This window comes from bacterium, assembly GCA_016702305.1.
GTDB lineage: Bacteria > Electryoneota > RPQS01 > RPQS01 > RPQS01 > JABWCQ01.
The window spans coordinates 110,838-137,105 of record JADJEH010000001.1 but is presented as its reverse complement, the minus strand read 5'-3'; the positions used below and the strand labels follow the sequence as shown (position 1 = coordinate 137,105).

Annotated in this window: 20 protein-coding genes; 12 read left to right on the top strand and 8 right to left on the bottom strand. The window is 59.1% G+C overall.

What is annotated here, in order from left to right; genetic code table 11:
• Positions 1-2: 2 nt before the first annotated feature.
• The 6 genes from IPH10_00480 to IPH10_00455 form a co-directional block, all read right to left on the bottom strand.
• Positions 3-359, bottom strand: coding sequence for a GHKL domain-containing protein (locus tag IPH10_00480; protein ID MBK6909405.1), 357 nt, complete (start codon positions 357-359; stop codon positions 3-5).
• Positions 320-1,000 carry a hypothetical protein gene (locus IPH10_00475; protein MBK6909404.1) on the bottom strand — a complete coding sequence of 227 codons (681 nt, stop codon included), beginning with the start codon at positions 998-1,000 and terminating at the stop codon, positions 320-322. Before IPH10_00475 ends, IPH10_00480 begins: the two co-directional genes overlap by 40 nt.
• Positions 981-1,148, bottom strand: a complete 168-nt coding sequence (locus tag IPH10_00470; GenBank protein ID MBK6909403.1) for a PAS domain-containing protein — start codon at positions 1,146-1,148, stop codon at positions 981-983. Before IPH10_00470 ends, IPH10_00475 begins: the two co-directional genes overlap by 20 nt.
• 52 nt (positions 1,149-1,200) lie before the next feature.
• Entirely contained in the window at positions 1,201-1,983 is a 783-nt protein-coding gene (locus IPH10_00465) for a HAMP domain-containing protein (GenBank protein ID MBK6909402.1), read from the bottom strand.
• Positions 1,980-2,516, bottom strand: a complete 537-nt coding sequence (locus IPH10_00460) for a YfiR family protein (GenBank protein MBK6909401.1) — start codon at positions 2,514-2,516, stop codon at positions 1,980-1,982. The genes IPH10_00465 and IPH10_00460 overlap by 4 nt, the downstream gene beginning before the upstream one ends.
• Positions 2,517-2,600: 84 nt before the next feature.
• Positions 2,601-4,664, bottom strand: a complete 2,064-nt coding sequence (locus tag IPH10_00455; protein MBK6909400.1) for a TonB-dependent receptor — start codon at positions 4,662-4,664, stop codon at positions 2,601-2,603.
• Positions 4,665-5,156: 492 nt separating this feature from the next.
• On the opposite strand from IPH10_00455, the gene IPH10_00450 reads away from it, so the two are divergent.
• Positions 5,157-6,476: an MFS transporter gene (locus tag IPH10_00450; GenBank protein ID MBK6909399.1), complete on the top strand. Its 1,320-nt coding sequence runs from the start codon at positions 5,157-5,159 to the stop codon at positions 6,474-6,476.
• Positions 6,477-6,747: 271 nt separating this feature from the next.
• Positions 6,748-8,283: a prephenate dehydrogenase/arogenate dehydrogenase family protein gene (locus IPH10_00445; protein ID MBK6909398.1), complete on the top strand. Its 1,536-nt coding sequence runs from the start codon at positions 6,748-6,750 to the stop codon at positions 8,281-8,283.
• Positions 8,284-8,367: 84 nt separating this feature from the next.
• Here IPH10_00445 and IPH10_00440 read toward each other — a convergent pair whose 3' ends face one another.
• Positions 8,368-10,755 carry a TonB-dependent receptor gene (locus IPH10_00440; GenBank protein MBK6909397.1) on the bottom strand — a complete coding sequence of 796 codons (2,388 nt, stop codon included), beginning with the start codon at positions 10,753-10,755 and terminating at the stop codon, positions 8,368-8,370.
• A gap of 123 nt (positions 10,756-10,878) precedes the next feature.
• Between IPH10_00440 and IPH10_00435 the strand changes: the two genes are divergently transcribed.
• The 10 genes from IPH10_00435 to IPH10_00390 all read left to right on the top strand — a co-directional run bounded on the left by IPH10_00435 (position 10,879) and on the right by IPH10_00390 (position 24,782).
• Positions 10,879-12,117, top strand: coding sequence for a lipopolysaccharide biosynthesis protein (locus tag IPH10_00435; protein ID MBK6909396.1), 1,239 nt, complete (start codon positions 10,879-10,881; stop codon positions 12,115-12,117).
• A gap of 382 nt (positions 12,118-12,499) precedes the next feature.
• Positions 12,500-16,204 carry a right-handed parallel beta-helix repeat-containing protein gene (locus IPH10_00430; protein MBK6909395.1) on the top strand — a complete coding sequence of 1,235 codons (3,705 nt, stop codon included), beginning with the start codon at positions 12,500-12,502 and terminating at the stop codon, positions 16,202-16,204.
• Positions 16,205-16,528: 324 nt separating this feature from the next.
• Complete coding sequence (locus IPH10_00425; protein ID MBK6909394.1) at positions 16,529-18,955, top strand: heavy metal translocating P-type ATPase; 2,427 nt, start codon at positions 16,529-16,531, stop codon at positions 18,953-18,955.
• The gene (ccoS, locus tag IPH10_00420) at positions 18,952-19,119 is read left to right on the top strand and encodes a cbb3-type cytochrome oxidase assembly protein CcoS (protein ID MBK6909393.1); all 168 of its coding nucleotides are present in this window, start codon (positions 18,952-18,954) and stop codon (positions 19,117-19,119) included. Before IPH10_00425 ends, ccoS begins: the two co-directional genes overlap by 4 nt.
• A gap of 4 nt (positions 19,120-19,123) precedes the next feature.
• Positions 19,124-21,256, top strand: coding sequence for a cytochrome-c oxidase, cbb3-type subunit I (gene ccoN / locus IPH10_00415; GenBank protein MBK6909392.1), 2,133 nt, complete (start codon positions 19,124-19,126; stop codon positions 21,254-21,256).
• 3 nt (positions 21,257-21,259) lie between these two features.
• Positions 21,260-21,463 carry a CcoQ/FixQ family Cbb3-type cytochrome c oxidase assembly chaperone gene (locus tag IPH10_00410; GenBank protein MBK6909391.1) on the top strand — a complete coding sequence of 68 codons (204 nt, stop codon included), beginning with the start codon at positions 21,260-21,262 and terminating at the stop codon, positions 21,461-21,463.
• Positions 21,460-22,107 carry a c-type cytochrome gene (locus IPH10_00405; protein ID MBK6909390.1) on the top strand — a complete coding sequence of 216 codons (648 nt, stop codon included), beginning with the start codon at positions 21,460-21,462 and terminating at the stop codon, positions 22,105-22,107. Before IPH10_00410 ends, IPH10_00405 begins: the two co-directional genes overlap by 4 nt.
• Before the next feature lie 35 nt (positions 22,108-22,142).
• A complete protein-coding gene (gene ccoG, locus IPH10_00400) occupies positions 22,143-23,564 on the top strand; it encodes a cytochrome c oxidase accessory protein CcoG (protein MBK6909389.1) in 1,422 nt (473 codons plus the stop codon).
• Positions 23,565-23,596: 32 nt separating this feature from the next.
• A complete protein-coding gene (locus tag IPH10_00395) occupies positions 23,597-24,097 on the top strand; it encodes a FixH family protein (GenBank protein ID MBK6909388.1) in 501 nt (166 codons plus the stop codon).
• 1 nt (position 24,098) lies between these two features.
• The gene (locus IPH10_00390; protein MBK6909387.1) at positions 24,099-24,782 is read left to right on the top strand and encodes a sulfite exporter TauE/SafE family protein; all 684 of its coding nucleotides are present in this window, start codon (positions 24,099-24,101) and stop codon (positions 24,780-24,782) included.
• 63 nt (positions 24,783-24,845) lie between these two features.
• On the opposite strand, the gene IPH10_00385 is transcribed toward IPH10_00390, so the two are convergent.
• Positions 24,846-26,267 (bottom strand): MBL fold metallo-hydrolase, encoded by a 1,422-nt coding sequence (locus IPH10_00385; GenBank protein ID MBK6909386.1) that lies wholly within the window; start codon positions 26,265-26,267, stop codon positions 24,846-24,848.
• Position 26,268 lies beyond the last annotated feature (1 nt).

The window sequence follows — 26,268 nt, the reverse complement described above, 5'->3', positions numbered from 1 at the left end:
GATCATGCTTGGTTCAATGGTAGCGTTATGATGAAACGTGCACCCTGAGCGGGTTCGGACTCGACTTCGATTGTACCGCCGTGGTTGTCGGCTACGATGAAGAATGAAACGGACAGGCCGAGGCCCGTGCCGGTACCGACTTCTTTCGTTGTGAAGAAAGGCTCGAATACGCGGCGTCGCACGTCTTCAGGAATACCCGGTCCGTTGTCTTCAATTTCGATGCGGACGTTGTTCTTCTGCAATCTCGTGCGCAAGGTGATGCGCGGCCGATCTCCGGCGTGGAATTCGGCGAGCGCGTGGGCGGCATTCTTGAGCAGGTTCAGGAACACCTGCTCGAGTTTGGTGACAATGCATGGCACGGGCGGGACACCATCGCCGTAGTCGCGGACGATTTCGATTGTTCGGAAATCGTATTTCTTTTGAGATCGTAGTCATTTGCGGCGAGTTGAACCGACGTATCGAGCAGGTCTTCGATCTTCGCACTCGATCGTTCCGATTCGGTTCGGCGACTGAAGTTGAGCATATTGCTCACGATCGCGGCGGCGCGTTTGCCGGCGTCGTCAATATCTTTCAGGAACTCGAAGATGCCGCGCTCTTCCATATATTGAGCGAGCACATCGAGGCTGATGTTCACTCGGCGGGCTACTTCGTGGTTCTTGGCGACGTCACCCGATGTGCGGCGTTTGATGTTCTGCGCGCTTTGCAGTATAATGCCAAGCGGGTTATTAATTTCGTGCGCCATGCCGGCGGCCAGGCCTCCGACTGACATCATTTTCTCGGTCTGCGTCATCAGTTCTTCCATGCGCACGCGGTCGGTGATGTCGTCCACGCGGAGCACGACGCCTTGCACGCTGGTGGTGACGAGCGGATAGATCGTGACGTCCACCACGCGACCGTCGTCGCCAAGGGGCATGGGGACGCGTTCGCGCTTCTGCGGCTGGCGTGTGGCGATGGCACTCTCAATGGAATTGCAGGACTCATCACAGATCGGGGAACACATTGGAGACGTTCTGCCCGAGTGCGGCTTCGCGGCTGACGCCCGTGACCTGTTCGGCGCGGAGATTCCATTGGGTTACGCGATATCGAGTGTCCACGGACACGAGCACGGAGGGCATCGAATCAATAACATTTTGCAGGAAGGCCTGCATGCGGGCGGCTTCCTGTTCGGCGCGCTGCCGTTCAGTCAGTTCGAGTTGGAGTTCAACGGCGCGTTCCTGGAGGGCGACCTGCGCGCGGGAGCAGGTCGCTATCGCGGCGCTGGATTTCGGACAGCATGTTGTTGAAAGACTCGATGAGGAGTCCCACTTCATCATTGCCGAGACGATGCGCGCGCACGGAATAGTCGCGGCTTTCTGTAACACCGCGCGCGACTTCGGCAAGCGAGACAATCGGGTTCGAGATGATTCGCTGGTACTTTGCCGCGAGTAGCGTGGCGATACCGAGTGACAGCATGGCGAGTAGGAAGGCGATGGCACTATACTGACGTTGGCGCGAGACCAGATGCTGGAGATTCGAGCGAATCATGATGCGGCCGACGTTTCCGCCGCTGAATTGCAGCGTACGGGTGACGGTCAGATGGGTTTTGGTGAAGTAGTGGCCGTCGAGGCCAAGTATCGGCACGCGCGCGCCTTTGTTGCGCTGATAGAGCGCGAACAGGTTGTTTTGCGCGTCCCAGACGGCAGCTTCTTCGATATTGGCGTCAGCGTCCAGCGATTTGAGCGTGCGTTCCGCGTCATCGGGGTCCATAAACGTCAACGCGGCCAGGCAGTTGTCACCGATCATGTCCGCCAAGGTCGTCATGCGTACGGCGAGCTGCTTTTTGGCGACTATGTTATCATAGACCATAAAGGACGCAGTGGTCAAGGCGACGGCAATCAGCGTGACGGCGACGATGATCAGCGTGATCTTGCGCTGGATCGACATGTTGATGAGCCAGCGGCGAAGGTTCTTTATCGGTTTCTTGCGCGGGACAGCGGAGGTCATTGATCGCCTCCGGCAATGATGCGTCCCAGTTTCAGGACGCGCGGGTCCACGCGCAGGAGGGATGCCTCGACGGCTCTCAGATTGACGTTAAAGCGAATCTTGTTATTCTCGTTGAAGAAGCCGATCATGGCTCCGTGGTCACATGCTCCTTTGTCATCGCTTAGCGTGAGGACGGCGCGGCCTTGCTGGGCGGCGATGATTTCAGAAAGCGAGTTGCGTTCAGATTCGCATACGAACAGCATGTGATAGCGGGTGAGATCGGCGAGCGTTTGGGCCCGTTCGATGCGGATGGTGCGTCCGCTGGTGATGACTTTTCCTTGGACCGGATCGAGCGCGCCGTTAAACGGGTCGTCACCGAGAATGGCGATCACGAACGGCGCTGTGCCGTCGTAAAACGTGCTATCCGGCCAGGTCGTGAAGTTGGCGAAGTTGAACAGGAACGCGGCTTTGATCTGGTACTCGGTCGGTCCGTCGTCGGCGGCGCGCGCGGGCGCGAGCCAGAGCAGCGCCAGCCAGAGCGCCGTTATGGGCATTGTTAGCCGCAAGGTCGTGTGCGCGCGGCTATGTGAGATTGCAGTCGTCACGTTAGATTCGAAACGAGATTCCGTCTGAAGGGTTTAGAAGTTCCAGCGTGTTCCGATGTAGACGGTGCGCTCAATCTGCGCGGGCAGCGACTGAAAGGCGATCGGCGTCCCAAACTCCTGATGGTATTCTTCGAACAGATTCTGGCCAACGAGGAAGACCTCGACGGACTCGACGGGTAGATATCCGATGCGAACGTCGGCGGTGTAATATTCGCCGATTTCGGAGTTTGTGAGCTTGCTGACATATCGTGCGTCGGCGTCGAGCCGCACGTGACGACCGATGTCAAAGGAGTTTCGCAGCACGGCCTGATGCTTGGGGTAGATGAATTCGGTGCCGAGGGCAGTCTGCTGTTGACTTGCGCCTTCCTGCTGATGCAGGTAGCTGTAGGACGCGATGAGCCGCCAAAATCTGTCGAGTCGGAATTCCGCCGCAGTTTCACAACCATAGCTGCTGTTTTCACTGGCATTGTTCAGGACGACGGGCAGCAGCATGTACGGCACCGGTTCGGTCAGCATCGGGATGGGTGCGCCATAGGTGGCTGAGCGGAAGTCGGCGTAGTCGTTGTAGAAAACGTCTACCGAAGCGTTGGTGATCCTGTTCAGGTGTGAGCGCCAGCCAATTTCATAGGCGTTCAATTTTTCGGACGTAAAATCATCGCTGCCCGTTACGGCGCTCAGAATGGGGAGCGGCGACGGGTTCAGCGCGGACATGGGTGGAATGGTGACCAGTCCGATCGAGGCCGAACGTTCACCGCGGGACGGAGTTCGGACGGCGCGGGAAGCTGAGGCCCAGATCGTGTGGTTTGTGTGGGGGCTCCAAACAGTACGCACGCTGGGCTGTATTTCCCACTTCGTATAGGTGTTGTGCTCGAACTTGGAGCCTGCGATCAGGCGAAGTCGGCCCGGAATGACATTCCATTCATTCTGTCCAAAGGCATTGAAGAGTTCGAGCGTGAAACGCTCGGGGTCCGTGAGGCCGGGCAGAAAGTCCTGGCTATTACGATACCCAAGTCCCCATACGAAGGTGTTGCGCGGCAACGGTTGCAGGCTGTGCTTGAACTCAACGTCTATCGTGCTGCGCTCTTCGGTATAGAAGAGCGTTTTGCCGTCGGTTACGTCCATATAGGCTTGCAGCGTGGCGTCGGAAGTTGGACTGAGTTGCCGTTTCAGGCGGGCAATGGAATACACTCCGCGGTAGTACGCGTCCATTTCGGGGTAGGAGTAGTACGGTGCGGTGAGTTCGGGCGCGTTGACTTCGTGCCGGGTATTCAGGTCGTACCAGTTGCCCTCGAGCAACAATTGGGTGCGGGGCGAGAAGTCATGGTCCAAGCGAAGGCCGATGCGCAGGTCGTTCCAATAGTCATCGCGGCCCGTAAGAGTGGCTTCACCGTCCTGCGAGCGATCAAAGCCGCTGAGGTATGCTCGGTAGAATGTGCGGTCGCTGAGCTTACCTCCGTAGCGGGCGCTACCGGAGATTTTTTCGTTATTGCCGGCAGCGGCGTTGACGACGCCTCCCTGCGTTTGCCGGGCGTCCTTGGTAATGATGTTGATGACACCGTTTACGGCATTGGCTCCCATGGTGGCACCGGGGCCTCGGATGACCTCGATGCGCGCGATGTCTTCGAGCGGCATGCTAAGCTGATCCCAGAAGACACCGGAAAAGCAGGGTGAATAGACGCTGCGACCGTCCACCATGACCAATAGCTTGCTGGCAAACTGTCCGGCGTAGCCGCGGGCCGAGATGGCCCAGTCGCTGAGGTCAATTTTAGCGACCTGAAGTCCAGGGACGAGTCGCAGCAATTCGGGAATGCTGTTGAAACCGGAGCGCTGGATGTCGTCGGCGGTGAGCACGAATACGGCGGCGGCGGCACTCGATATGGGTTCGGCTTTTTTGGAAACGGAGGTAATCTCGATGTTCATCAGCTCTTCCAACGACAGGGCCGACAGGTCAACAGGATCAACCTGCGTGGTGTCGGCGAGCAGCGGCGAGCACATCAAAATGAAGATGAGGCTGGCGAGTGGCAGGACGGCCGTGCGGGGGCCATTGTGCTGAATTCGCAGCGGGCGGGCGGGGAAACCAAGGATTAGCGGATTCATACCCGGACTCACACTCTATGTTGTTGCAATTTGATTACGAGATTGCGCTACCGGTCCCCCCCGGACATGGTGCGGCTCGCGTGACGGATCGGAGCGATGGGCGAGCACAATCAATTGAAGAACTTGTGACAGGAATCTGCTCATTTCCGACCGTTTTGGCCAAGTAAACAATCCTTATGCCAAGCTCTTGGTCATGTATTGGTTTGGCAACGTCGGGATCGGCGGCGGCGCACCGGATGCGCAAGTTTGCGATTAGGAGGTCAGGAACTCTGAAAAGGCTGACTGGATTACCGCCTGCGCGCAGGTGGGTCCGCCGAGGTACCGGCCGCGGCGGATTGGACAGCGGCTAAGTTTGCCGCCCAGACCCGAACGAAATACCGCCCGTCAAGGGGCAAGGAGACCGGCGCTTGACGATTTCGAAATGTTAGCGTAACTTGAACGTGTTATGCACTTTGATATGACGTACCTCACTCCAACCGCACGTTATCACCCGTGACCTCACCCTCCCACTCCGCCGATCAAAATCTCACGCTGCGCGAGAGCGCCCGGATCATGTTCGGGGCTTCGCGCGCCTACTGGCTGGTCAATCTGGTCAATTTCGGCGACGGCATCGCCTATTTTGGCATTCTCAATCTACTGACGCTGTTCATTCATGATCAGCTCGGTCTGACCGATCATTACACAGGCATCGCAGTTTCGTTTTTTACGGGCGCGGTGACGCTGTTCATGTTTTTCGGCGGTTTTTTGTCGGACCGGCTCGGCGTGCGCAAGGCGCTGATGGTGTCGCTCTTGCTGCTGCTGATCGGGCGCGTTTTTCTGACGTCGAGTCCGCTGTTTGACGCGACGGGTGTTTTGCTGTGGTCGAGTTTGGCGCTGATGGCCCTGGGCACAGGCGTCCTGCAGCCGACGCTGTATGCGGGCGCGAAGGAGTTTTCGGATCCGCGCACCTCGGCAATCAGCTACAGTTTGGTCTACGCGATCATGAATTTCGGGATCATGATCGAGAGCTTCATGTCGCCCTACATTCGCGAACACGGCGGCATCGAGGCGGTGTTTTGGACAATGGCGGCGGTCAATGGCGTTGTGCTGCTGGCCATCCTGCTGTTGTTCACGAAGAAGGTCGAGGATCGCGATCGGGTCGTTGAGGTGGCTCCTGTTCCGGCGGAACAGGTATCGCTCGGGCAGAAGATCAAAGCGCTGCCGATTCTCGACGCGCGGTTCATGGCGTTCATCTTTGTGCTGCTGCCGGTGCGGACGATGTTCGCGCACCAATGGCTGACGATGCCGCACTATATCATGCGCTGTTTCCCGGAGTCCGTGGGCTCGCGCTACGAGTGGTTTCAGGCGCTCAATCCGTTGATTATCACGATTGCCGTGCCGCTGGTGGCGGCGCTGACGCGCAAGGTGAATATTATCTCGATGATGGTGGTCGGGACGGTGATCTCGGCGGCTTCAACATTCATTCTCTCGCCCGCGCCGGATGTGACGCTGTTGATTTTGTATATTCTCGTGTTCTCGATGGGTGAGGCGATCTGGTCGAGCCGCTTTTTCGAGTACGTGGCGGAGTTGGCGCCGGCTGGTCGCGTGGGGGCCTATATGGGATTGGCGGGGATTCCGTGGTTTCTGGCGAAGTTCACCACCGGATTCTATTCCGGCCTAATGCTTGAGGCGTTCATACCCGAGCACGGCGCACAGAATAGCGGGATGCTGTGGACGGTTTACGGACTGATCGCGCTGGCGTCACCGTTAGGCTTGCTGTTAACACGGAAGTGGATGGCCGGCGGCCACAAACAGGCGGGTGCAACGGCGTAACGGGATGGAATTGGGGCAAGGAAACGGGTTAGCCAGCGCGGCTAGCCCGTTTTATTTTGGATAAGTTCATGAGGCAGGCGGGGCCAAAGTTGGCGCGGGCGGACGGAAGAAAGTGCCCTGCCCCACTCTTTCGGGGTGCCGATTCCGTCCAAACGGAGCCGAAATACGGGGGTTTAGACGAAATGGGCGAGCGCTTTGGCGGCGGTACAGGCTTTGCAATTTGCGAAGCGGTTAAGAAATCTATGTACGCCTTAGCGGAAGGACGCTATACATGTCAGGATTCAAACGAGTCTGCTTGGTCGCCCCGGACGGGTGGAGCGCACGGCTGGCCATGGGAATGCAGAAGCGCTTCCCGCAATGCGAGATCGCGATTGTCAGTTCGGAGATGAAGTATCCGGAACTGCAGGGCATCGCGACCGTCAACACGATGACGGATAACCTGTTTGAAGGCTTGCGGCGCGCCGATCTTGTGTTGATCGCGCGGCACAATGCTTCACAGATATGGAATCTGCGTGAGACGATCAGCGGCTGCGAACAGGGTACGACGATCTGCGAGTTTGGTCGTCCGGTATCGGAAGCGCTGCGTCTGATTCGCGAATTCAATCGCGACGACGTACATTACGTGAGCATCGGCTTCACCGGATTGCTGGATCAATATAAGCCTGCCAGTACGTGCGTTGAAGATCTGTACGGTCAGCGTCTGGTGGGATTAACGCCGTCGAGTATTGAGGACTTGCAGCCGTTCTCGCTGCTGCATGAGGTCCTGCGCTCACTGGGCGCGGAGGTGTCGGCGTACAGCCCGCAGCAGCATGACCGGCGGTTGGCGGACGTGGCGTACATGCCGCGATTGGCAATGTTGCCGGTGGTGCGATTCTGGTGTGAAAGTTCGGACGTGCTGGACGCGCGGGCCGCTTTGTTGAGCACGGCGATGCTCGAATACTTGGGCGGCATGTCACGCCGTGAGCAGGCGGAGTGGGTTGAAGAAGTGACGGTGTGCAAGACGGATGTGTTAAGCGCGCTGGACGCCTACCAGGGCTACTTGCAGATGCTGCGGCAAGAGATTGAAACGGACAAGCTCGGCAACAGTATGTCGCAGCTCATGCGGCAGGTAGGCGAGCTGCGGACGATGCCGGAGATCGCCAGCGCACCGACCGCGGAAGCCGTCACGGGCAAGCCGTCGGTTGAACGCGTGCTTGGAATGCTGAACAATGTGTGGCAGACGTTGGAGCAGTTGGAGCAGAATATTGGCGAGAGCGAGACCACGCCGAATCTCGACATGGTCCGCGAACTGCTCGCTCGCACGCGCAGTTGTTTGCAGGAGACCAAGCCGCTGGCGATGACAGCGCAGGCGCCCGCCGCCGAAGTGCAGGCGCCCGAGCCGGTGGCGGAGATCATCAAGCCCGCGCCGGTGCCGATGCCCGAGCCGCTGCCTGCCTACGAGCCGCCGGTGAGTGCGCCGGTTGCCCTGCATGAGGAAGCAGTGGAGGTGTTGGTTGCGGAACAAGACGAAATGGTCTATGAACCGACCTGGTCGCCGGACGAGTCTTATGCTGTCGAGGAACCCGTTGCTCCGGCACCGGTGGAAGACCGCAAGTCGCACGGCCGCGAGCTGTGGCTGGATTGCGGAAACAATGTGCAGGTTTTCGCCAGTGCGGCGCGCGTCTTGGCGGAAGCACGCGTCGGAATTGAAGGCGTGGAGCGCATGACCAACGACGGCAATGTGACCGTAAAGATCCTGTTGACAGACGAAGCGCAATCGGAATGGGCGATGAGCCTGCTGACCGATGCGGGGATTCACATCGTGTGATACGCATTCTTTCGAGAAATGCGAAACGGGTTAGCTGTTGAAGCTAACCCGTTTATTTTTTGCTCGAGTACAGGGCGTGCGAGTTTAGAAGTCGTCGCCGCCGTCTTCGTTGCGGCCGTTTTGCTTCTTGAAGTTGTTGAAAACGTAGCTTACGCTCAGGGTGACGACGGGCGCGTCCTGTTTGAGATATTCGTAGTTGTAGTAGCCGGGGGACATGGACGTGGACTCGCGTTTGGCGGAGGCGAAGATGTCGCGCACTTGCAGGGCGATGTTGAGCGAGCGATTCCAGAATTCCTGCCTGATCGCGGCGTTGGCCGTGACGAAGGGCTCGGTATCACCTTGGGACGTTACGGTCGGTCCATTCAAATTCAGATCGAGCTGAATGCGCGTGGATTTGGCGAGCGCCGTGATGTTGTTAAGTTTGGCATCCCAAGTGAGACTGCTTTCATCAAAGCTGCGGCCGGCGGCACTGCCTTTCAGGCGCTGTTCATAGAGGTTGCCGGAGAGATTCAGCGACCAGCCTTTGCGCACGGTGACATCGGTGCGCAGTTCCGTACCGAGGGAGAATTGCCGTCCGACGTTTTCGGGCGTAGTGAGCGTGACATTTTCGGAGTACACGGTGCGGAGCTGCTCGACGTGATGGTGTTTGACCCGGTAGAACGCTTCAGCGGAGGTGAATTGACCAAACAGTTCCGTCTGGTAGCCGAACTCATAGGAGTCGGTGAACTCGGGTAAGAGATCAGGGTTTCCCTGACGCACGCTGTAGGCGTTATCCCAGGTCAGGAACGGTTCAAGGTACCACGGGCGGGAATGCTCGACGCGGCGGGTGTAGCCGCCCGTCAACTGTTTGGCTCCGCCGAGGGACATGGCCGTGTGCAGGGACGGAAAGAGATCGAGTCGGTCAATCGCGAACGTCTGATGCGAGTTATTTTCGTCAATCGAGCGGCTAAGATATTCGGTGCGCAGACCAATCTGGTACTCGATAGACGAAAGTTTGTCGGCGTACATCCCGTAGCCCGCGTGCAGGCTGCGGCGGAAGTCTGTGTCCGTGTCGTATTGCCCGCTGCTTGTGTAGCTGACGGTGGTCGTGTCGAACTCGAGTGAGCGATTATCGTCTTTGGCGGCGCTGTATTGTGATGAGAGACCGGTTTCTATCTTGCGCTGCTGACTGAAGGGATGGACGTAATCGGTTTTGACCTCGATGCGTCCGCCCGGATCATCTTCTTGGGCGATGACGCCGTTGATGAGACGATCGGCGGAGTCAAACTGTTCGGTTCGATTCTCCTCTTCCCCACCGCGATGGCCGATGTTGACTTCGGCGGACCACTGCCGTCCTTCCTGCGGGAAGCGTTGTTTGAAAGCGGCGAATCCGTGCATGTGCTGCATCTTGCGGTCGAAGCCGCTCTTGGTGGTGGAATTCAGGGCAGTGGGGTCCACGGAACTAAACTCGGTGTGCTCCAGAGCGGCGTCGCGTCCGAAGTTATGCGTGCCGAAGCGCGCGCCGACGACCAGACCGGCGCGGCGGCTGAGCGGCGCGTCCACTTCGGCGCGGAGACCCATGTTGTCGCGCTTGCCCGTGGATGAGCCGTTGGTGTTCACGGTTGCCGTCGTGCCCTCGAAAGTCGTGCGGGTTTCGGAACGCGACTCGCCGGGATCGCGGCCAATGCCGACGTTACCGCCGACGGTCAGACCGACTTTTCCGACGGGACGCGTGAAGGTGAAGTCGAGGCCGCGCCGCTCATCAATAGTGGTCCGCGCATTGATCAAACCGGAGGTCATGGCGGAGCGGTTGAGCGGGATGATATTGATGATCCCAGCCGTGCCTTCGGCGCTGAAGCGGGCGGAGGGATTGGTAATGATCTCGATCTTGTCAATCGTTCCGGACGGGATCTGCTGGAGCGCATCATTGGCTTCGAGAATTGACGGGCGACCGTCAATCATCACGGTGAAGTTGGAACTGCCGCGCAGTTTGACGTTGCCTTCGATATCCACCGAGACCGACGGAGCTTGGGCCAGGATATCGGCTGCCGTCCCGGTCGGAGCAATGTTTTGTTTGGCGACGTTGATGACTTTCTTTTCGACGTGGTATTCGACGGACAGTCGTTCGCCGGTGATGTTGACTTCGTCAGCGACCAGACCTGTCGGCGCGAGAGCGATATTGCCCAGGTCCACATGCTGACGTTCGCGCGAAAGTTTGATGCCGGTGATGGGTTTGAGATCGTAGCCTAAGAAGCTGACCCGTGCGAAGTAGTCGCCGGGGCGCAGGCTATCGAGCTGGAAGCCACCATGGCGGTCGGAGGCGATTCCGGTGACTTGGGTAGAATCGGCGGCGCGGTGGAGCATGACGGTGGCATACTCGAGGGGTTCCCGAGTCAGGGAATCGGTGACGGTGCCGGTGATGGAGAAGTTGGGACGTTGCGCGAGGGCTTGCGTGGCCAGAAGAGCAAGACAGAAGAGTAAGCGGAGGAACAAGAGAATAATCCGGTTAGTGTTACCCCATATTAACGCACAAAGCCGCCGAAATGATTCCCGGCGGACTATCAAGTTCGGCGGAATGTTGCTAAATTGGGCTTTTTCAGAGGAAATCCGAGGGACGTGAAGAGGTTCGTGCACCAGGCAGGCGGCCCGGGGGCGTTAGTGCGCGCCGGATGGGCCTTGGCGATCAAGGGGCTCCCGGCCATCTATGGGTTGGGGGTCATCTTTGTATTGCTGCGGGCGCTGCCGGTGGAGGAATACGGGTCGTATGGAGTGGCCTGGGCCTTTTTGAATGTGGCGGCCATGTGCACTCGCGGCCTATGGGCGTTGACGCTGGTGCAGCGTTGGGCGTCAGGTGCCGGTCAGGCGGTGCTGGGAGCAATCGTCGGGCTCTCGTTGTTGACGACCTTACTCGGCATCGCGGCGGGTGTGGTGATCCTGCCGGCCTTGGGCTTGTCACCGATGGAAACGGCGTTGACCTGTTTTTCGCTCTTGATTCTGGTGCCGCGCGACTTGGCGATGGCGTTGGGCCAGGCCGAGTCCAAGCTGCGGCGGGTGTTTGTCATCGAAGCCTGCTACTTCATGGGAAGTCTGCTGGGCTTCATCGTGCTGGCCCAACGGGGATTGCTGAATGACGCTGAGACGGCGCTGATGGTGAACACGGGGGCGATCGTGCTGTCGTCGCTGGCGGGCATCATTTGCTATCCGGTTGTTCTCAAACCGACGTTCATCGTCAGCGACTATCGGCAGGCTACAAGCTACGGCAAGTGGACGGGCATGCTGGCGATCGGGGATATCTACTTTCAGCAGGGAGATCTGCTGATTCTCGGCGCGGTGCTTAATCCGGCGTTGTTGGCTCCCTACATTGCGGCAAAGACATTTCTGCGCCTGTTCGCGTTGATGTCGCAGGCGATGAATTTCCTGTTGTATCCGATGGCGGCGCGGTTGGCGGCGGAGGGCAATCTACCGAAACTGGCTGGGAAACTCAAGGTTGCCCTGATGGGCGTGTGGGCGGTCGGCGTACCGGCGACGGTGGCCCTGTGGCTCTATGCTGATCCGGTGATCCCGATGCTTTTGGGGCAGAAGTACGCGGATGCGATTCCGTTCGTGCTGTTCTTGTTGCCGGCGGCGCTGTTGGAACCGTTATTCAGCACGGGGGCGAACATTCTGGTAGGTCTGGGCCAACCGCGATATGCTATTCCGTGGATCGTGCTGATCGTGGTCCTGAATGTGATTGCGAATATCGTGCTGGTGTCCATGCTGGGGCTGATTGCGGCGCCGTGGATTTTGACGGCCAGCTATGTGGTTCTGGGGATTGTCCTGCAAGCGCATTTGCGGACGGTGCTGCGCGGAGGGTAGCAGCCAGTCGGGCGAGGCTTGCGTCACGGAGTTCGCGTGGATCAACCGGCCCTTGGCCGGTTTTTTTGTGGGGGCGAGTTGCCGTGCAAGAGATTGGGCAAGAGGCATCGGGCAGGCCGGCCCGAGCGGCTTTCGTCTGTTGACGGTTGCGAGTTGTTTATATTAAGATTAGAGGTTTCGAAGTTGTCGAGTTTCACAGACGGCAACGATATTGGAGCGATGGGTCTGAAACTGACTCAAAGTTCACAATTTGGTTGAAACTCCTTGACTCATGCGGTGTCGGGCAAGTATATTTCCTATAGATGTGGCAACGATGACAAGCCGCGATTCCGCCCGCGTTTGCGGGCCTGTTTACGTGACTAAGTACGGATGAGGACGAAGTTTGCGAATTTTTTGCGCGTTGGGACTCCGAGGAATCGCGGTTTTGTGGTTGGCGCTGGCCATCCCGGGCTACGGGCGAACGCTCGTGGTGCCGGGCAACGTGTCCGGCACGTGGACGCAGGCGGGCAGTCCGTATGTGATCCAGACGGGTAGTATCACCGTGCCCAATGGTAGCAGCCTGGTCGTCGAGGCCGGCGTTATTGTGGAATTTTCGGGGCACCATAAATTTACGGTGAACGGGCATCTGCTCGCCTTGGGTACGGAGACGGACTCAATCGTGTTTCGCGCTGAGCGCGGTAACGTAGCTGGCTGGAAGGGTCTGCGGCTCATTGGTGCTGACAGCACGCAATTTCGCTATTGTCGGATCGAAGATGGCGTGGCACGGTTGACAAGTTCGAGCGACAGCACGGGCGGCGGCGTGTTTCTGGGCAGCGCCTCGGTCGTGACGTTTGAACATTGCCTTTTTGAGAACAACCGGGCGACGCTGAACGGCGGCGCGCTATTCGTTACGGGCGGTACGGGTGCTATTTGCACGGACTGTCGTTTTTTTCGCAATCAGGCGGATAAAGATGGCGGCGCGGCGTTTGTAAACGGTTCGACGCTATCGCGGTTTGAGCGCTGCGAATTTGAGCGGAATACATCGGGTAAGGAAGCGGGCGCAATTCACTCGCGGGGCGGCGCACCGACTTATATTGATTGCGAGTTTCGCGACAACTCGTGTTTCAACAGCGGCGGAGCAGTGATGGCCTCAGGCCAGGCCAGCTTCCGCCGTTGTGTTTTTGAAGGGAACACCTCGATCGCCTCGCAAGGCGGCGGACTTTATTTTTATGACAGTTTAGCGGCGGTTACATTGGACTCTTGCCGCATCGCCCATAATGTCACGCTGCTTCGTGATGGCGGCGGCGCGTATTGCTGGGAAGCTGCGCCGCGGTTTACAGACTGTCAATTCGTGGGCAATCGGTCGGCGGACGACGGCGGGGGTATCCACTGCTACCGCAATGGTTCCAACGCGACATTCACGCGCTGTCTGTTTGAGAACAACTTTGCGGCGGATCGCGGCGGCGGCGTCAAAATCAGCCGGTTCTCGCGGGCGACGTTGACAGACTGTGTCATTCGGGGAAATTCGACAGGCGGATCGGGCGGCGGAGTGTTCTGCAGATTACAATGCGAGCCTGTGTTCACCCGCTGCTTGATCGAGAACAACCAGTCGGCAGGCAGCGGCGGCGGGGTCGGCGCGATCGAGAGTAATCCACGCTTCGTGGACTGTACCATTGCCGGAAATACCACCGATTCGCTGGGCGGCGGCATCAGCGCGTATTCATGCGACGTTGATATGAGCAATTGCCGGATCAGCGATAACCATGCGGAGCTGTTTGGCGGCGGCATTTCGCTGCGGTTGTCATCGCCGGACGTGGAGCGGTGCCGCGTAGAGCGCAATTTGGCGGACAGTTTGGGTGGGGGCCTGTATTTGTTTGAGGGACTGCCGCACATACTCAATTGCCTGATCACGGACAATCAGTCGCGTTCGCGCGGCGGAGCGCTGTATGTGGGAGATGCCACGCCGCTGGTGGAGCATTGCACAATCGTGGACAACTATGCCGGGGCCGGGCATGTCCTGTATGCGGAGAATTCGCAGGGGACTCTGCTGAATTCGATTGTCGCGAATGCTGATTTTGAAACTGGTAACGGCGGCGCGCCGACGGGATCGGGTTTGGTGGCAACGCCGCTGCCGTGGATATTGCGCAACTCGCTGTTCTATCAGCCGGGCATACCGGAGTATGCCGGGGTGATTGCGGACGGATTTGGGCAGTTGACATCTACTAATGCTAACGGTCAAACGTGCGACGGCTATGGCAATGTATTCGGCGAACCGGGATTCGTGGGGACAGGTGCGGAGCCGTATGCGCTACGGACGGATGGGGGTGCAAGCCCGGCGGTCAATGCGGGAGCATTGACTGCGGCGGTGAGCGATCTTCCGGGCTCTTCGCGGCCGGAGCCGAGCGGTTCGTTGCCGGACATGGGCTGCGTCGAGGCGATGCAGAACGGGCAGGGCAGCGGCTTATGGGGCTCACAATCGGGAGTGCTGGCATCGGGAAGCTATCGGGTTTTTGGGAATTTGATCGTGCCGTTCGGTTCACGGTGGGAGATCAGCGCCGGGACTGAATTGCGGTTCATGGGGCCTTACGGCATTCTCGTCTACGGTGAGCTGTTCGTTGCCGGAAACCCATTGCAGCCGGTGACGCTGCATTCAGAGGATGAAGAAGACCGGCTGCATTGGCGCGGCGTGCGGTTTTACGGACCGGCAGCTTCGGCGTCGCGCGTGAATCATGCGATGATCTTGAATGCGGCGGTGTTGGGCACGGACACGAGCGGCGGCGCGGCGGGTTTCTTTGGGGGTTGCGCGCCGGAATTGAATAGCTGTAGGTTTGAGCGCTGTTCGGCGGGCGGCACGGGCGGCGCCTTGCGCGTGGCGGCCGGCGCTCCGACGTTAAATAATTGTGAGTTCTTTGATTGTTCGGCGAGCGTTGGCGGTGCGGCGCGGGTTGAGCCCGGCCAGCAATTGACGCTGCGCGAGTGTTCGCTAATCAATTGCAGCGCCAATTTAGGCGGTGCGTTGTCGGTAGAAGGCGGGACGCTGACGTTGCTGGGAATATATGCTGTCGGCAATAGCGCCACGGCGGGTGGCGCAGTACACGCCCGCAATTCGCAGATTACGATCGCGGACTGCCGCATGCAGGAGAACACAGCGGTGGAAGAGGGCGGCGCGCTGTTGGTGTTGAATTCGACGGTGACGGCCGCCTTGGGGAACCTGAGTTACAACAGTGCTCAGTCAGGCGGGGCGATCTTCGCGCAATCGAGCTCGGGTGCGCTGGGGGAAATCGAGATGCGCAGCAATTTCGGCAGTGTGAATGGCGGCGCGATTTTCATCGAGCGAGGTGGACTGGAGTTCAACCGGGTAGTTCTGCACGGTAATCAAGCGGGGGTGGGCGGCGGTGCGGCGATCTTGACGAATGATTCGAGCCGATTTGAGCGGTGCACGCTCGTGCAGAACGACGCACCGTACGGAGCAGCTTTTTATGTGGGTGACTCGCGGGCGGCCGTAAACTCGTCGCAGATTACGCACAATGGAACGGCGTTCTACTTCCGCAATAGCGGGACCGCGGATGTGTCGTATTGCAATATGTTCGGGAACGACACACGGGACTTTGAATATGCAAATGGCGACCGCAATCAAGGGCCGACGGGTCTGAACGTCGTGGATTCGACCAATCACCTGGATGAAGCGGTAGACCATCGGCTGAATCTGTATCGGGATCCGCTCTATGCGGATCTGGGGGGCGAGAATTTTCATTTGAGTGAGAATTCGCCATGCCTGGATGCGGCGGATCCGACGCTCGCGTGCGACCCGGACCTGTCGCTTGCGGAAATCGGAGCGTTCCATACTGCGCACGGACAGAATTTATGGCAGCCGCTTGATTTGGCGGTGTGTGTTCACGACAGCGGGGGTATGGCGTTGACGTGGTCGCATGGCGGAGATTTGGCACGGTTATGTCAAACCGACGGATTGAGCTTCGTGGTGGAACGCGAGATAAGTGCCGATGTCTGGCAGACAGTGCTTACGACCACGGACACGATGTGCGTTGTGCCGGACGGTACAGCATTTGAGCAGGTGCTGCGGCTGCGAGTGCGCTCGGCCATGCCGTAGACGTAGTTGTTGATTGAACGCACGAGCCGGGTGACCACCCGGCTCGTGTGTTTTTTGGGGGTACAGGATCACGCGAACGGTAAGCACGCGCGGGGTTGCATTTGCGGCAATGAAGCATTATGATAAAGATGATATGGCGGCGTTGCTCCTTGTAACTACTGTGTTCGATTGTGCATAGCGATAGTGCTTGAGTGAGACCCCAAAACAACATGTTAGAAATGGACTGAGTTTGTCAACTTTGCCTTTGATGAAACGGGCAAAGTTAGGTTGAGCAGAACATTTTACATAGCACTCCAAAAACCACGCCTCTCGAACTCCTCTCCCTTGTCCCGCACCGCCACGCAAGCATCCCTTAGCACCAGTCTTGAACCCGGCTGCGCGCACTGCGGACTCGCCGTCCCGCCGGCTCGACGGACGGGTGCGTCGGCCGTGTTTTGCTGCGCGGGCTGCGAGGCGGTGTACGCGATTCTGCACGATAGTGATCTTGATGATTACTATGCTTTGCGGGAGGAGTTGGGCGCGGGGAAGCGCGGTCCGGCCAGGGTTACCGGCAAGAGTTTTGGCTTCTTTGACGACCCCGAGTTTTTGATACGATACAGCCAGGCGCGGCCTGAAGGGCGGGTGGCGCTGCGTTTCTACCTCGAGGGAGTGCATTGCGCGGCCTGTTCGTGGCTTGTGGAGAAAGTTCTGCTTGAGCGCGGCGGAGCGGCGTACGCGCAATTGGATTTAGGCCGCAGTGTCGTCGAGATCGTATTCGATCCAGTGCAGGTGAAGCTCAGTACGCTGGCGCAGTCGCTGGATAGCTTCGGCTATACTCCGCATCCGCTTTCGGAAGACACGGTCGCGCAGGCGCGCAAGAAGGAGACGCGGAGTCTGCTCCTGCGGATGGGCGTGGCGGGCGCGGTGGCTGGGAACATCATGCTGCTGGCGGCGGCGCTCTATGCCGGTGAGTTCACAGGCATTGAAGAGAATCTGGCTACGTTATTCCGCTGGGTGAGCTTCGGACTGGCGCTGCCCGCGGTATTGTATTCGGCGATGCCGTTTTATCGTGGCGCGGTGGCAGGGCTGCGAGCACGCATGCTGCACATGGATTTGCCGATCAGCCTCGGGATCATCGCGGCCATGACGGTCAGCGTCGTGGCGACGGTGCAAAACCGCGGCGAAGTCTACTACGACAGTTTATCGGTCTTGATCTTTCTGCTGTTGGTTGGCCGGATGCTGCTCAGTCGGGCGTCGTCGCGGGCGGCGGATGCCGCGGAGACGTTGATGGAACAGGCGCCGCAGACGGTGCGCCGCGAGACGAACGGCAAGATTGAGGAGGTTGCGTTAGCCGCCGTGGAGAGCGGGGATACGCTGCTCTTTCTGCCGGGTGATCTTATCACGGTGGACGGTGTGGCTTTGCAAAACGGTTGGGTGACGGAGGCGCACCTGACCGGCGAAGCGGATGCCGTTCTGAAAGAGCCGGGCAATCCGGTCTACGCGGGTTCGCAGATTGTCTCGATGCCGCTGCGCGTCCAGACGACGGCGGTGGGAGCGTTCACGCGGCTGTCTAAATTAGCGGAGATGGTGCGGCAGGCGGCCAGTGCGCGGGCGCAGATCGTTCGCTTGCATGATCGCATCGCGGGATATTTTGTGGCGACGGTCCTGCTGCTGGCGCTGGCGACATTGGTGCTCTGGTGGCAGCTTGACCCGACGCGAGCGCTGTGGAACGTGGCAGCGCTGCTGGTGGTGACCTGTCCCTGCGCTTTAGGACTGGCGACGCCCGTGGCGCTATCGGTGGCGATGGGTCGCGCGGCGAAACGGGGAATATTTATCAAGTCCGCGGAAGCGATTGAACGTGCGGCAACGGTGCGGCATGCGTTGCTGGACAAGACGGGAACGCTGACCTCGGGCAAGATGGAACTTGTTGAGGCCGTGTTTGCGCCGGACTGTCGAACCGACGAGCGTGAGAATGTTTTGGCGCTGATCGCCGCTCTGGAAAGCTATTCCGTGCATCCGGTCGGTCAGGCGCTGAGACGCACGGATGCCTTGCCGCTTGACGTGCGGGACGTTACGGTGCACGCGCAGGGTATTGCCGGCACCGTGGCAGGAGACAAGTTGGTGATCGGATCGCGGCGCTTCCTGCGGGAGTGTGAGTGTCTCGATGCAGACTGGGCACGGGATATTCAGGCGAATGTTTTCGCGGCCCGGAATGGAGTGCTTGCAGCGGTGCTGACCGTGGCCGATCCGATATCGCCGGACGCCCGGCGGGCGGTGACAGCGTTGAGCAATACGGGGATTGAAATTGAGTTGTTAAGCGGCGACCGCTCGATCGAAGTGGCGCGGGTGGCGGCGGCGCTGGGGATTTTGCATGCGCGCGGCGAAGTGACGCCGGAAGAGAAATTAGCGCGCACGGTGGAACTTGAGCAGTCGGGCACACGCACGGCGATGTTCGGCGACGGTGTGAACGACGCGGCGGCGCTGTCGCGTGCGACGATTGGCGTATCGGCGGCCGACGCGGCGGACGTGGCGCGCAGCGCGGCGGACGTGTTTGTTTCCCGGCGCGGTCCGTTGGCGTTTGCGGAATTGGTGTCATTGTCGCATAACACGATGCGCACGATCCGCCGCAACGTGGTGATCGCCGTGGCCTATAACGCTTTGGGGGCGAGTTTGGCGATGGCCGGCCTGATTTCGCCGTTATGGGCGGCTCTGCTGATGCCCTTGTCGTCGGTCACGGTGTTGACGCTGGCCGTCCGGGGCTCGAAGCCGTGAACGTGTTGTACTTGTTGATGGCCCTGGCCGTGGTGTTTATCCTGGCGTTCGTGGGCTTTTACTTATGGGCGGTGCGCGGCGGTCAGTTTGATGACCTTGAAAGCCCGGCGCACCGTATCCTTCTTGACGATCAGAAATTGGATTCACATAAAGACGGGAAGTAACCGTATGTCCATGGAAACCTATCGGTACGACTACGATATCGTCCGAAAGTTTGTCATCGTGACGCTGCTGTGGGGCGTAGTTGGCATGCTTGTGGGCGTGATCGTGGCGGGGCAGTTGGCGTTCTGGCAGCTCAATTTTGGGACGTCGTTTCTAACGTTCGGTCGTTTGCGGCCGCTGCATACGAACGCGGTGATATTCGCGTTTGCGGGCAACGCGGTATTTGCAGGCGTCTATTACTCGATGCAGCGACTCTTGAAGACGCGCATGTTCAACGACACGCTGTCCCGAATACATTTTTGGGGCTGGCAGATTATCATTGTGCTGGCGGCGGTGACACTGCCGTTAGGCATCAGTACGTCGAAGGAATACGCGGAGCTGGAATGGCCGATAGACATTCTGATAGCCTTGGTGTGGGTGGTGTTCGCGATCAATTTCTTCGGCACGATCATTAAGCGCCGTGAGAAGCATCTGTACGTGGGCATCTGGTTTTACATCGCGACGGTGGCGACGATTGCGATGCTGCACATCGTGAACAGTCTGGCGATTCCGGCGACATTTTTGAAGAGTTATTCGGTTTTCGCGGGTGTGCAGGACGCGTTGGTGCAATGGTGGTACGGTCATAACGCGGTGGGCTTTTTGTTGACGACGCCGTTTCTCGGCATGATGTATTACTTCCTGCCCAAGGCCGCGAATCGTCCGGTCTACAGCTACCGTCTTTCGATCATCCACTTTTGGGCGCTGGTTTTTCTATACATTTGGGCGGGACCGCACCATCTGCATTACACGGCGCTGCCGGATTGGGCGCAGACGCTGGGCGCGGTCTTCAGCATTATGCTAATCGCGCCGTCGTGGGGCGGCATGCTGAACGGCTTGCTGACGCTGCGCGGGGCGTGGAACAAAGTGCGGCAGGACCCCATTCTCAAGTTCTTCGTGCTGTCGGTTACGTTCTACGGCATGTCCACGTTTGAAGGCCCGATGATGTCCATCAAGGCGATCAACTCGCTGACGCACTACACGGACTACACGGTGGCGCACGTGCATGGCGGCGCATTGGGCTGGGTAGGTTTCATGGTATTCGGCATGTTTTACTACCTTGTTCCGAAGCTGTGGAAGACCGAACTTTATTCAAAGAGTCTGGCGACGACGCACTTCTGGATTGCGACGATCGGAATCTTGCTTTATATCGTGCCGATCTGGACCGCGGGAATCATGCAGGGTTTGATGTGGCGGGCGTTTGACGCGGACGGTTTGTTGCAGTATCCGAATTTCGTCGAGACGACGCAGCGCATTCTTCCGTTCTACCATACTCGCGTGCTGGGCGGTCTGATGTATTTGAGCGGCGCGCTGTTGATGTGCTACAACGTGTGGCTGACGGTGAAACGGGCTCCGGCGCCTGAAGACGAACAGGCGACGGCACCCGCGCAGTCCACCTGGAAGCCGACGGTCTATCAGGGCGCGAACTCGTGGCACCATCTTCTGGAAGGCCAGCCGTTTGCGTTTTCGATGATTGTGGTTGTGTTTATCACGATCGGCGGCATCGTTGAGATCGGGCCGCTGCTGATGCCCAAGAGCTATGTACCGGTGCACGCGAGCGCGGCGATTCCGCTCACGCCGTTGGAAATGGAGGGCCGTGACATCTACGTCCGCGAGGGCTGTTACAACTGCCATTCGCAGATGATTCGGCCGCTGCGCGATGAGATTTTGCGGTACGGTGAGTACTCGAAGCCGGGCGAGTTTGAATACGATCATCCGTTCCAGTGGGGATCGCGGCGCATCGGCCCGGACCTCGCGCGGGTGGGCGGAAAGTATCCGGATCATTGGCACTATCTGCACTTCATGGATCCGCGCTCGACGTCACCGGGTTCGATCATGCCGCCGTATACGTGGCTGGCTGAGAATGCGCTCAACACGTCGAATACCGAAGCCAAGATGGGCGCATTGGCGGTCGTTGGCGTGCCCTACACGAAGGATGACATTGCCGGCGCTCAGGCGGCCATGAAGAAGCAGTCTGCCGAGATCGGCAAGCGGTTGGAGGCGGAAGGCATTATCGGCCTTGAAGACAAGGAGATGGTGGCCCTGATCTCGTATTTGCAGCGGATGGGCAAGCAGCCGGTGAATCTGCTGGCGGGACGTTAAGCGATGCTGCGCGACGTACTCTCCAACACGGGGCCAAGCATTTGGCCCATCATCTCGCTGCTGATTATGCTGGTCGCGTTCACGGCTGTGCTGGTGTGGACGTATGCCGGCCGCAAGAACCGGTTTGAGAATGAGAGCAACCTTCCGCTGGAGCTCGACGACGAGCAGGAGCAGGACATGAAATCAACGAGAGGACTTTCCTCATGAGCCATAAAGAGCAAGATCACAAGCCTGAAGAGCTGCTGCCGGGCGATTTCATCCCCGAGCAGCAGTTGCTGGAGCACGAATACGACGGGATCATGGAGGCGGACAATCCTCTGCCGAAGTGGTGGGTGCAGTTATTCTTGATGTGCGTCGTGTTTGCGGTGGTTTATACGCCGCTGGTGCACATGTTTAATCTGCTTCCGAAGGACTATCTGGCGCGGGACGTTGCGCAGGCGGCGACGGTTGCCGAAATGCGCGAGGCCGAACTGATGGCGTCGGGTGCGTACGATGCGGATCCTGTAGGCGCCGGCAAGAAGTATTTCGGTATCTTCTGCGTGTCCTGCCACAGCAGTTACGGTGAGGGCGGGATCGGCCCGAATCTGACGGACGCTTACTGGATTCACGGTCCCGAGGAAGATCAGATTATCGCGACGATCACGAACGGCGTGGCTGCGAAAGGTATGCCGACGTGGGGTCCGATTCTGGGCGACCGCAAGATCAAGATGATTTCGACGTACGTGATGACCTTATGGAACCAACCTCCGCCGACGGCCGGTAAGAAGCCGGAAGGCGAACAGTACGACATGGCGACGATTCGAGCGCCGAAGGAACAAGCAGCGGCGCCGGATACGACGCAGAAGCTGTAACAGCGAAAGGTCTCCAGGGGAGGGGGAACAGCAATGTGGAAAAGAAGACTGAATTGCCGGTGATGAACTCACCGCATATGCCGGAGCGCAGCGCCACGATCGGCTCGCACGGCAAGCGGAAATGGGTTTATCATGAACCGGCCAAAGGGTTCTGGACGAAGCGGCGGAATGTCGTCACGTCGGTCTTGATCCTGTTTTATCTGTTGGCACCGTGGGTTTCGATGAACGGTCAGCCGTTCATGCTGTTCGATCTGGTGAGCCGCCGGTTCTCGTTTTTCGGACAGACCTTTTTGGCGACGGACTTGTATTTGTTGGCGCTGCTGCTGGTGTTAAGCGTTTTGGCGCTATTCTGGTTCTCAGCGATGTTCGGCCGGTTGTGGTGCGGTTGGGCCTGTCCGCAGACGGTCTATCTGGACGGCATCTTCTATCGGGTGGAGCGCTGGCTCGAGGGTAATCCGCGTGAACGGCGGGCGCTGGACAACGGCGAGCATGACGACGCCTATTGGACCCGGAAGGCGGCGAAGCATCTGATCTTCTGGTTGATTTCGTCGGCCATGAGTTTGAGCTTCACAGCGTTTTTTATTGGTCCGCAGGCATCTTACGAGATGTTCTGGACGTTTGGCGCAGCGCATCCGACGGCGATGGCGGTAGCGGTGGTGATGACGGCGATCACGTATTTCAATTTTGCGTGGTTCCGCGAGCAATTCTGCCACTTTCTATGCCCGTACGCCCGCATTCAGTCGGTGTTCCTGGACGAGCACAGCCTGATCATCGGTTACGATCCGGTGCGCGGCGAACCGCGGGCGCCGATGCGGCGCGGCGAGACGGAACAGAAGGGCGACTGCGTGGACTGCAAGCGCTGTTTGCAGGTTTGTCCGGCCGGCATTGACATTCGCAACGGCCTGCAGCTCGAGTGTATTCAGTGCACGGCCTGTATAGACGCTTGCGACACGGTGATGAGCAAGATCGGCCGTCCGGTTGGCTTGATCCGTTACGATTCGGCGGCGGGTATCGAGCACAAGTCGCGCAAGTATGTGCGGCCCCGTGTGATACTTTATATGGTCGTGTTCGCGTTGGTGACGACGATGTTCATCGTGCGTCTGTCGTCGCGGGAAATCGTGGACTTCGCAGTGGTGCGCTCGGCGGGCACGCCGTACCTGGTGCAGGAAGACGGTCTGGTGCGCAACATGCTTCAATTGCACTTGACGAACACGGACACGCGGACGCGGACGGTGACGGTGAAATTGGCGAGCGACGTGCCCGCGCAATTAATGGTTCTGGGCGAGCCGTTCCTGATCAAGCCCGGCGAGCGTATCAAGGCCGAAGCCTTTGTGCTGATCAAGCGGGATCAGATCAAGTCAGCGGCGACGCCGCTTGAATTCAAGCTGATGGACGGGACGCAAGAGATCGGTGAAGCGGTCGCGAAATTCCTGGGGCCTGTATACACCGGGAAGTAGGCATGCATGAGGGAACGAAACAGGGGACAACGATGACAGAGATTTCCCGTACGAAGATTCAGCAATTTCTCGACAAGAACTTGTGGCCGATGATTATCATTTCGATACTCACGGCGACGATTGCGATGAACGCGGTGCTGGTCACCGTGGCGATGCAGAATCCGCCGGAACTCGTGACGGATCACTATTACGAGAAGGGCGCGAATTTGAAGCAGGTGGTGGGCGAGAAGCAAGCCACGCTGCGCACAGGTTGGAAGGTGACGGCGGCGGCGCTTGACGATGCTTCGCTGGTGGTATTGTCGGTGATTGACGCGGCGGGCTTGCCCTGCGATTCGTTGCTGGGCTCATGCGCACTCTACCGTCCGTCCGACAAGGGTCTTGATATGGAAGCCGTGCGCGTATTGGCGATGGGCAACGGTCAGTATGCGGTACGGACTCCGCAGCCGCTTAAACGCGGCGCGTGGGAGTGCGTGGCCGAGCTGTCGCGGGGCGAGAAGGTATTTCACGACCGCATCGCACTATTTGTGAACTAACATGAACGCCTTTACTGTAGATATCGTGCCGGCGTTTGTTGTGGGACTGCTGAGTTCCGCGCATTGCATCGGCATGTGCGGTCCGCTGGCGACGCTGGGCTGCCGCTCTAAGATGACGGGCGGCGCGTGGGCGCCGCTGGGCTTCTCGCTCGGGAAGCTGCTGTCGTATTCTGCGCTGGGTGTCCTCGCGGCTGCCCTTGGTTCGCTGTTTATGAATCAGGTTGGATTGCAGCGCGCCGCGGCGTGGGTATCGCTGGCGGGTGGCGTGCTGATGCTGGCCGCCTTAGGATTCGCGTATTTCTCAAGGACATCGGGCGGGATCTTATCAAAGATCTCGGTAGCGATGTCGAAGCGGGCGTTGCGCTGGGGCAAGTGGATGTCACCGGGACTGGGCGCGGCGGCGGCGCTGTTGCCGTGCGGTGTACTCTATGCCATGGTGGCGCGGTCGGCGGCGGCCGATTCTCCGTGGAACGGCATGTTGATCATGCAGGCGTTCGGCGTGGGGACGATGCCTGCTTTGCTGGGTTTGGGTGCGCTGATCAAACGCATTCCGGCGCGTTACAGCCGTTACGGCAATGCGGCGGCAGGTGCGCTGATGGCGGCGACGGCGATTGTGCTGTTATGGCGCGGCGTAGCGGGATTAGCGGCTGATCACGGGCCTCCACCCTGCTGCGGCGGACACTGAATAAAGAAGCGGGCCAGAGAGATTCTCTGGCCCGCTGGCGTTTCAGGGAAGTGCTTGATCGTTCTATGAGGCTGCGTGCTCGCTGACCAGCAGGCGGGCGGCGGCTTCGAGAGGTTCATCAATCATTGCAACGCGATAGCCGAGGCGGGCGAGCACGGATGCCGTTGCCGCGGAACGACTGCCGCCTGAGCAGTAGAAAACGAGCAGGCGTTCGTTCGGGAGTTCGTCGAGACGAGTGAGAATGCGCGCATAGGGCAGCGATACGGCATCGGGCAGATGGCCCTCGTCGTATTCAATTTCGGCACGCACATCTACGATCAAACCGTCGGAGGCCAGCGCCTGCGCGAAGGTAAAAGTATTCATCGCGTCGAGCACGGTACCACCGCTCCACGCGTGATAGTCGGATAGTGCGACGAAGCCGAGAATATTGTCGAGACCGACTCGCCACAACAGGCGCACGGCAAGGTCGGCCTGGGCTTCGTGGCAGAGCAGCACGATGGATTGTTCGGCGCGAATCAACGACCCCGCGTAGCTGGCAAAGCTCTTCGAAAGCGGCAGCCAGACGCTGCCCGGCACATGGGCGGCGCGGAATTGCGCGCCCTCACGCGTGTCAATCACAACGGTTTCGGCATGATCCGCGAAAGTCGGCAGGCGCTCGGGCAGGAAGCGTTCGAGCAGAAACGACTCGGGCAGCAGCGGCGGACCTTGTTTGTTCCAGCGCTTCATCTGAGCAAAGTAGAGCGGCGGTTCAGGTTGACCGTGCAGGATTTCGCGTACGAAGCGCTCTTCCCCACTTTGCGCGGCCCGCAGACTGGGATTGAAGCGGCGTTCGTAGCCAACGGTGGAATCGGGAATAGCGCCGAGGGCTTTGCCACAGGCCGAGCCTGCGCCGTGTCCGGGCCAGACTTGCAGATAGTCGGGCAGCGTCATGAAATCCATCAGGGACCGATACAACGCCCGGGCCGACGGTTCTTTGGCACCGACGACGCCGGCCGCCGACTCGAGCAGGTCAGGCCGCCCCACATCGCCGACGAAGACAAAGTCCCCGCTGACCATGCCCATGGGTTCATCGGCACCGCCGCCGTGGTCGGTAACCAGGTAGCAGAGATGCTCAGGCGTGTGGCCCGGCGTGTGCACCGCCTGGACTTCGATATGGCCAATCCGAAAGCTGTCGCCGTGCTGGATCAGCCGGACACGACTGGGCAGAGCCGGTTTCCATTCATATTGCCAATCGGCTCCCCCTTCGCGGGACAGGTACGCCGTTATTGGAATCCGCCGTGCCAGTTCGCGGGTGCCGCTGACGAAATCAGCGTGAATGTGAGTTTCGGCTGCGGCGACGATCGTGAGGCCGTTTTCTGCTGCGATATTGAGGTAGACATCGATGTCGCGCTCAGGGTCAATCACCAGCGCCTGGCCCGTGCGTTGACAGCCAATCAGGTAGGCGTACTGCGCGAGATACGGGTCTTCAATCTGACGGAAGTACATC